Consider the following 7386-nt stretch of genomic DNA (forward strand, 5'->3'; position numbering starts at 1 on the left):
CGTGGGTAATTTATCGAGTTTGATAACTATCCAACCATTCGTGCATCGCTTGATGTGAGCCTTTAAAAAGAACACGTTCGGACTTTTTCTGTAATTGGTATTGATACATAGGATCGTAATACTTGTGCAATAACAGGTTTATCCAGACTAAGTGCAGCGAAGTGTCATTCTGGTTGATTTGTTGATCGAGGGCTTGTTGCATCAAATCTTGCAGTTCTTGATGTTGTTTTCCGCCTAGACGTTTGCGAATGCTCACTAAACTCTGTAATAGATATTCACTGAAAGCCGCAAAACCTGCTTCCGGCCCTAGGCGCTCACAGAAGCCGCTATACATTTTATGCACATATTCATAGCGTAAGCGTTCGAGCCTCGCATCGTCCGACTCTTCTAGCACTAAAACATTAGCGGCTTGCATGGCATTGTAAAATGTCTGCGGCAGCGCCGAACGCCCAATCAGGAAGCTTTCATCCTCGAGCAGTAAACACGCCGCGCCACTTGTTTGGTGCTGTAGCAAGGCAATGGCGAGTTGATTTTCAAAGTTAATCTGCGTTGGCTGTGGGTCGATATTCTTTCCAAAACTAGAGCCTCTGTGATTGGCTATCCCTTCAAGATCAACCGCTTCTTTACGCTGTAGTAGAAAATCGGTTTTACCGCAGCCCGTCATCCCGCTCAAACTCAATAACGGTTGTTGAGTCGGTGCCGCTTCAATCACGCCAATCAGATATTGGCGCATGGCCTTATAGCCACCCTGAATATAAGGGACTTCGATCCCCGCTTCTTTGAGCCATTGTTGCGTGAGTTGCGAGCGCAGGCCGCCGCGAAAGCAATAAATGTAAGCATTAGGATTGGCTTTAACATAGCTAGCCCAAGCCTCGATTCTCTGTTGCTTGATGGGACCATTCACTAGTGAATGACCTAATGCAATCGCGGCTTGCTGACCAAATTGCTTATAACAAGTACCGACTTTTTCCCTTTCACTATCCAGCATCAAGGGCAAGTTGGTCGAGTTGGGAAACGCACCTCGAGTAAACTCTATGGGCGCTCGCACATCCATTATGGGATGTTGGTTGAGGAGAATTTCCCGATATTGCTCTGCGGCTATAATAGCGCTTGGCATCAGCACAACACCACATTCGCTGCTGTGGTCGGTGTTTCCAGTGACCCAATGCAGATTGGGGTTATGTGGTTCGCATCGAGTAGGGCGATTAATTCCGCTTCAGCTGCGGCAGAGACGGCAACTAACAGGCCACCACTGGTTTGCGGATCGCACAGTATCGCTTTTTGATGCTCGCTGAGTTCAGGGAGATGCTCGCCATAACTGTCGTAATTACGGTGAGTCCCACCAGGAACACAACCTAAAGCTAAATAATCTAAGGCGCGTGGTAACAATGGCACTGCATCAAATTTAAGCTTCGCAGTGAGGTTGGCGCCTTGGCACATTTCGAGTAAGTGTCCCGCCAGTCCAAAACCTGTGACATCGGTCAGGGCATTTACACCGCTAATTTTTGCTATGGTCGCGCCTATAGTATTGAGTTGGCACATGGCATTGACCGCAATGAGACTATCTTCATCGCGGAGTTTTTTCTGTTTTTGCGCTGTGGTTAAAATACCAATGCCGATAGGTTTAGTGAGATATAAACGATCGCCGGCTTTAGCGGTATCATTCTGTTTTAAATCACTTAAGGCAATTTGCCCGGTAACCGCGAGACCAAAAATAGGTTCGGGTGCGTCTATGCTATGACCACCGGCTAGCATGATCCCCGCTTCCATGCAGGCTTGTCTGCCGCCATCGACCACTTGCTGTGCGATTTCTGCGGGTAGTTTATTGATTGGCCAACCTAAAATTGCAATCGCCATAATAGGCGTGCCGCCCATGGCATAAATATCGCTGATCGCATTGGTCGCTGCGATACGACCGAAGGTGAATGGATCGTCAACAATTGGCATAAAAAAATCGGTAGTGCTAATGATGCCTATGTCATCATTGAGTTTGTACACTGCAGCATCGTCGCGGCTCTGATTGCCAACCAGCAGATTTGGATCGGTAAATACAGGTAATTGCGAGGCTAAGATAGTGCTGAGCACTTTAGGGGATATTTTGCAGCCACAACCTGCGCCATGACTATATTCTGTTAGCTTGATTGATTCTGGGAGTGTAACTGGGGAATCTGACATGATCTCAACAGCCTATTTAAGTGATTAAGGCATCATCATAATCAGATACGGCCACCATGCAAGGTGGCCGTATGACTTTCGGGCAGAATTGTGGCTTAGCTATAAGTTGCGGTCAGGCTGCGCCAATGTTTTTGCTGGACTAAGAAACGCGCCTTTAGCTCTTCAACTTGTTGCAATAGTTGCTGATCGACAAGTTGTTTACGCTTGGCCTCAAGCAAGGTTTTCTGTGCTTGATAGTAATCCATTAAGTGCAGCTTTAATAACTCATACTCTGCTTGGATTTTTTCAATAATTTCATCGGCATTAGGCAGGTTATTAACCTTCCGCTTGGTACGTAATAACTGCATCTGTAAGCGTGCGCTCTCGATACGTTCCTGTGGACTCGTACGCAAATCCTTAGCTAATCCCAACCAAGATAATGACTTAATCAACCATTTGGTTGGATCGTAGTGCCACCATTTAATGCCATTACGATAGTCATTTTCGAAAATATGATGGAAATTATGATAACCCTCACCGTAGGTCAACATGGCCAAGAAGCCATTATCGCGGGCGGTATTCTTATCGGTATAAGGCTGACTGCCCCACACGTGGGCTAAAGAGTTGATAAAGAAAGTGCAGTGATGCACCACCACTAAACGCAATAAACCCGCCATCAATAACATAGACAGCACGTCACCATTGAGCCAGCCAAGCAGTGCTGGCAGTCCAATGTTCATCAGCAAAACGAGTGCGAGGTAATGTTTGTGTTGCCACATGACAATACGGTCATTTTGCAGATCACGCACATTTTGATAATCATGATAGCGTTGCGACTGATACTCACGCAGCATCCAACCGATATGGCTGTACCAGAATCCCATTTTGGCTGAGTACGGGTCCTTGTCGTTATCATCTACGTGTTTGTGGTGAACTCTGTGATCAGATGCCCAGTGCAATGCACTGTTTTGTAATGCTAAAGCACCACCAAGGGCATATATAAAACGCACCGCCGGATGGGCTTTATAGGCCTTGTGTGACCAGAGTCTGTGATAACCTGCGGTGATTGACAGGCCACTGGCAAAGGCTAAAACAATAAAAGCGATCCATTCACTGGCACCATAGCCATGAACAATACCGCGCCATGGAACTAAAATTACCGCACTGAGGAAAGTGATGGCAAACAGACTGACATTAAGCCAGATGATAGGGGGTTTTTTCATTATAGGTTTCCAAAATTCGCTTTTGAGCGTACATCTGTAAGCTAATTTAGCTTAGCTATATTGTTTGGTCAAGGACGATGGGGCTGTGTTTAATGCCTAAAAGCGGTATTATCGCGTTATTACATTCAGTTAGCGGATTTAAGAATGGGTATTCGAGCACAGCAAAAAGAGAAAACTCGCAGAGCTTTAGTCGATGCGGCCTTTAATCAGCTAAGTGCTGAGCGCAGTTTCTCAAGTCTGAGTTTGCGAGAGGTTGCTCGGGAAGCTAATATCGCGCCGACATCTTTTTATCGCCATTTTAAAGATATGAACGAACTTGGCCTTACTATGGTGGATGAGGGCGGGTTAACCCTAAGGCAGATGATGCGTAAAGGCCGTCAGCGAGCTGAAGTGGGTGGCAGTGTGATCCGTATTTCCGTTGATACCTTTATGGAAGTGCTTGATTCGAATCCAAACGTATTCCGTATTTTATTGCATGAACGCTCTGGAACCTCGGCAGCATTCCGTGCGGCAGTTGCCCGCGAAATTGAACATTTTATTTCTGAATTGGCTCATTATACCGAAGCCAAAGCGGGTCGAACCCCCTTGCTAGCCCGTGCACAGGCTGAAGCGTTAGTGACACTGGTGTTTAATGCTGGCGCTTCCGCATTAGATATGAAACGGGCTGACCGCAAAATTCTTGCCGATCAATTAGTCATGCAATTGCGCATGGTCGCCAAAGGCGCCGAGGCTTTGCAGCATAAGGTTGAACACCGCTAATCTGAGTGAGATGCAGATTTACTAAAATAATGGAGCCTAAGGCTCCATTATTTTTAGCGAATTTACGTTGAAGTGTTATGCAGTCGAGCTCAGTTTATCTGAAGTGATTAACGACGCTCGAGTAGTACACCCGTTTCCATGTGATCTGTATAAGGGAACTGATCAAACAAGGCAAAGCGGGTCACCTTATGGGTTTCGTTCAGTTGTTGCAGGTTATCTTTTAAGGTTTCTGGGTTGCAGGATATATACAAAATCCGCTCATAACCTTGGACTAGCGCCAGCGTATCAGGATCAATCCCCGCGCGTGGTGGGTCGACAAAAATGGTGTTGCAAACATAGCTGTCAAGATCGATACCTTCTAAACGTCTAAAGCTGCGTTTCTTCGCCATGGCATCGCTAAAGTCTTCGGCTGACATACGAATAATCTGCAGATTATCAATACCATTCACTTCGATATTGTATTGCGCCGCATCGACTGAAGGCTTAGCGAGTTCGGTGGCCAATACGCGATTAAAGTTTTGCGCCAGTGCGATAGAGAAGTTGCCATTACCACAGTAGAGCTCGAGTAAATCCCCCTTACTGTTTTGAGTCGCATTGATAGCCCACTCCAGCATTTTTACGGAAACTTTGGCATTGGGTTGAGTAAAGCTGTTTTCGATTTGCTTATATAAGAAGGTTTTATCATTTACTTGTAATGACTCAACCACAAAGTCTTTATCTAAATCGATTTTTTGCTTACGGGCACGGCCGATGATATTGACGTTAAACTGGCTACTTAACTTGGCTTTCAGTGCAGTCGCATCGGCGCGCCATTGGTCATCAAGCTGCTTGTGATAAAGCAAAGACACTAAGATCTCGCCGCTTAAAGTCGACAAAAAATCCACTTGGAACAGTTTGTGCCTTAGACTCGGATTCGGTTTCAGTTCGGCGATTAAGGCCGACATCATTTGATTGATGAGTACGCTAGCTGGTAAGTATTGATCGCAACGTACTTTCTCATTCAATACTTTATCGAACATGTAATAGTATAAGTCGTCACCATCATGCCACATGCGGAATTCGGCGCGCATACGGTAATTAGCTGGCTCTGAGGCAAAAACTTCAACACTCGGTGTTTCAAATTGGGCAAAGGCTTGTTCTAGCTTGATACGCTTGTGTTCTAACTGCGCATCATAAGTCTGAGGGTCCATTGCTGCTAAGTTCATTGTTTGATTCACCGTTGCTGTAAATTGGGGCGCAAATATTATACTAGGTGACACGAATGTCCAGTATCTTGCTTTTGCTGTTTTCGCAAAGCTATGGGAAAATCCGCGCACTTGAATGTGGTTCTATGGTATTTGGCTGGATTCCGCCAGTAAAGCAGCCATCGAATCGTTAATGCGTCCAATCTATATAGTTTATTTATATATCCGAAACTGGAGATTCGCTTGTCGCGACCTATATTAGTGTTTGATTCTGGGATTGGTGGCCTATCTGTTCTGGCTGAAATCCGTAAGAGTTTACCCCATAGCGACTATTGCTATCTTTTCGACAACGCTAGGTTGCCCTATGGAGAGTTGGAAGAGCAGGTATTAATTTCTGGCTGTGTCGAATTAGTATGCGATCTCGTGGCTCGTACCAATGCAATGATAGTGGTCGTTGCCTGCAATACCGCAAGTACTGTTGTGTTACCGGCATTACGTGCACATCTTACTGTCCCTGTCGTAGGTGTTGTCCCCGCCATTAAACCCGCCGCTCTAATGTCTAAGAGTAAACGTATTGGACTCTTGGCTACACCTGGCACAGTTAAGCGTCATTATACCCATGAACTCATCAGCCAATTTGCTGATGATTGCCATGTCGAACTCTTTGGTTGTTCTGAATTAGTGATGATGGCAGAACAAAAAGTGGCGACTGGAATGTTGGATATGCATAGATTGGCACAGTTACTGGCACCAGTCGTTGCCGCACAATTGGATGTTCTCGTACTAGGTTGCACTCATTTCCCTATGATCAAAGCTGAATTACAACAAGTGCTCGGTGCGGGCGTAAAACTAATGGATTCTGGCGCTGCTATTGCTAAGCGAGTTGTCACTCTTTTAACGCAACAGAATCTTATTTTGGAAGAGCACAGAGTAACAGATGAGAGAGAAGCAGTAAGGGAGTCAGTGATGCAAGCTTTCTATACTAAGATGGGAATCAGCGAAGGGTTAACAACAACATTAATTGATTGTGGCTTTTCAACTATCGAACGAATCACCACAACCAACTAAATTACAAAATAAAGCAAAACAGTTTAAGCGGTAATGCTACTCGTCTGTCCCTGTACGGTCGGCAGCTTCCGAATCTTGTGTTTTTGCTTCTCTTACTTTTAAGGTTCTTTCTTGGAAACTATAGTCATTCAGTTTAACCATGGCTTTCTGAGCGCCTGATTCTGACATCTCCACAAAACCAAAACCTTTACGACGACCCGTTTTACGATCTCTGACTAAACGTACAGAGTTTACTGGGCCAAATTCGCCAAATAGTACTTTTACTTCACCCTCATGAACACGATAAGGCAGGTTACCTACATATAAGGTCATTGTAGGGCCAACATATTGTTCTTCTGAAGCATGAGATGATGAAGTCTCTGGAACAAATTTAAAAACAAGACTTGCAATGATAGCGCCAGCGACAAAAGCAATAGCTGATAATGGCGTTGCGAACTGAGATAGTGCTACTGCGCCAATAATGGCGACAATCAAGACAATAAGAAATGACTTTTGCATAAGAATGCTCTCTGATGAATGGGAAATTGATAAATAACTGTTAACAGCAAGTATATGGTAATGAATTATTTACTTTTACACTAGACCATTGCTGAAATATTGAGCGTGAATTATCAATTATTAGATAAAAAACCTTACTTATCTCCGATAAATAGAGCTTATAAGCTAAAAAATGGACATAACGTTTAAAATATCGACGTGCGATTCAATGATCGATAAAAAGCCCTTGCGGACTTTCTCAATCTCCCTATAATGCGCATCCACTGACACGGCAGACAGCGTAACGCAAGTTAAGCAAAGAAAGCCAAGCAGTTCATCGGTTAGCAAGCTAAACGATGAGTGTTGAGAAAGTTGAAAAAACTACTTGACGCACTAACGGGAATGCGTAAAATACGCAGCCCTGACCCGCTGAAAACTCAGTGTGTGGTCAACGCTCTTTAACAATTTATCAAGCAAATCTGTGTGGACACTCACAGGTGTTGAGTTAATCGAAACTGCTT

Annotated in this window: 7 protein-coding genes; 2 read left to right on the forward strand and 5 right to left on the reverse strand. The window is 44.7% G+C overall.

Annotated features, from left to right (window positions below):
- Positions 1 to 10: 10 nt before the first annotated feature.
- The 3 genes from mnmH to KO531_RS16850 form a co-directional block, all read right to left on the reverse strand.
- The gene (gene mnmH / locus KO531_RS16840; RefSeq protein WP_219251750.1) at positions 11 to 1117 is read right to left on the reverse strand and encodes a tRNA 2-selenouridine(34) synthase MnmH; all 1107 of its coding nucleotides are present in this window, start codon (positions 1115 to 1117) and stop codon (positions 11 to 13) included.
- Entirely contained in the window at positions 1117 to 2175 is a 1059-nt protein-coding gene (selD, locus tag KO531_RS16845) for a selenide, water dikinase SelD (RefSeq protein WP_105251019.1), read from the reverse strand. The genes mnmH and selD overlap by 1 nt, the downstream gene beginning before the upstream one ends.
- Positions 2176 to 2270: 95 nt before the next feature.
- Positions 2271 to 3377: a fatty acid desaturase gene (locus KO531_RS16850; protein WP_028759426.1), complete on the reverse strand. Its 1107-nt coding sequence runs from the start codon at positions 3375 to 3377 to the stop codon at positions 2271 to 2273.
- A gap of 144 nt (positions 3378 to 3521) precedes the next feature.
- Here KO531_RS16850 and fabR point away from each other — a divergent pair, with 144 nt between their 5' ends.
- The gene (fabR, locus tag KO531_RS16855; protein ID WP_105251021.1) at positions 3522 to 4136 is read left to right on the forward strand and encodes an HTH-type transcriptional repressor FabR; all 615 of its coding nucleotides are present in this window, start codon (positions 3522 to 3524) and stop codon (positions 4134 to 4136) included.
- A 107-nt stretch (positions 4137 to 4243) separates the two neighbouring features.
- Here fabR and trmA read toward each other — a convergent pair whose 3' ends face one another.
- Positions 4244 to 5341 (reverse strand): tRNA (uridine(54)-C5)-methyltransferase TrmA, encoded by a 1098-nt coding sequence (gene trmA, locus KO531_RS16860; RefSeq protein WP_219251751.1) that lies wholly within the window; start codon positions 5339 to 5341, stop codon positions 4244 to 4246.
- A gap of 222 nt (positions 5342 to 5563) precedes the next feature.
- Between trmA and murI the strand changes: the two genes are divergently transcribed.
- Positions 5564 to 6388: a glutamate racemase gene (gene murI / locus KO531_RS16865; RefSeq protein WP_173497015.1), complete on the forward strand. Its 825-nt coding sequence runs from the start codon at positions 5564 to 5566 to the stop codon at positions 6386 to 6388.
- Between the two features lie 36 nt (positions 6389 to 6424).
- Here murI and KO531_RS16870 read toward each other — a convergent pair whose 3' ends face one another.
- Positions 6425 to 6886, reverse strand: a complete 462-nt coding sequence (locus tag KO531_RS16870; RefSeq protein ID WP_113941557.1) for an RNA-binding protein — start codon at positions 6884 to 6886, stop codon at positions 6425 to 6427.
- Positions 6887 to 7386 lie beyond the last annotated feature (500 nt).

The sequence above is a fragment of the Shewanella sp. NKUCC06_TVS genome, assembly GCF_019345515.1.
Taxonomy (GTDB): Bacteria; Pseudomonadota; Gammaproteobacteria; order Enterobacterales; family Shewanellaceae; genus Shewanella; species Shewanella oncorhynchi.

Excerpts from the sequence above, each read along its gene's own strand:
- trmA (WP_219251751.1), bottom strand. The coding sequence starts at position 5,341 with ATGAACTTAGCAGCAATGGACCCTCAGACTTATGATGCGCAGTTAGAA.
- mnmH (WP_219251750.1), bottom strand. The coding sequence starts at position 1,117 with ATGCCAAGCGCTATTATAGCCGCAGAGCAATATCGGGAAATTCTCCTC.
- KO531_RS16870 (WP_113941557.1), bottom strand. The coding sequence starts at position 6,886 with ATGCAAAAGTCATTTCTTATTGTCTTGATTGTCGCCATTATTGGCGCA.
- fabR (WP_105251021.1), top strand. The coding sequence starts at position 3,522 with ATGGGTATTCGAGCACAGCAAAAAGAGAAAACTCGCAGAGCTTTAGTC.
- KO531_RS16850 (WP_028759426.1), bottom strand. The coding sequence starts at position 3,377 with ATGAAAAAACCCCCTATCATCTGGCTTAATGTCAGTCTGTTTGCCATC.
- selD (WP_105251019.1), bottom strand. The coding sequence starts at position 2,175 with ATGTCAGATTCCCCAGTTACACTCCCAGAATCAATCAAGCTAACAGAA.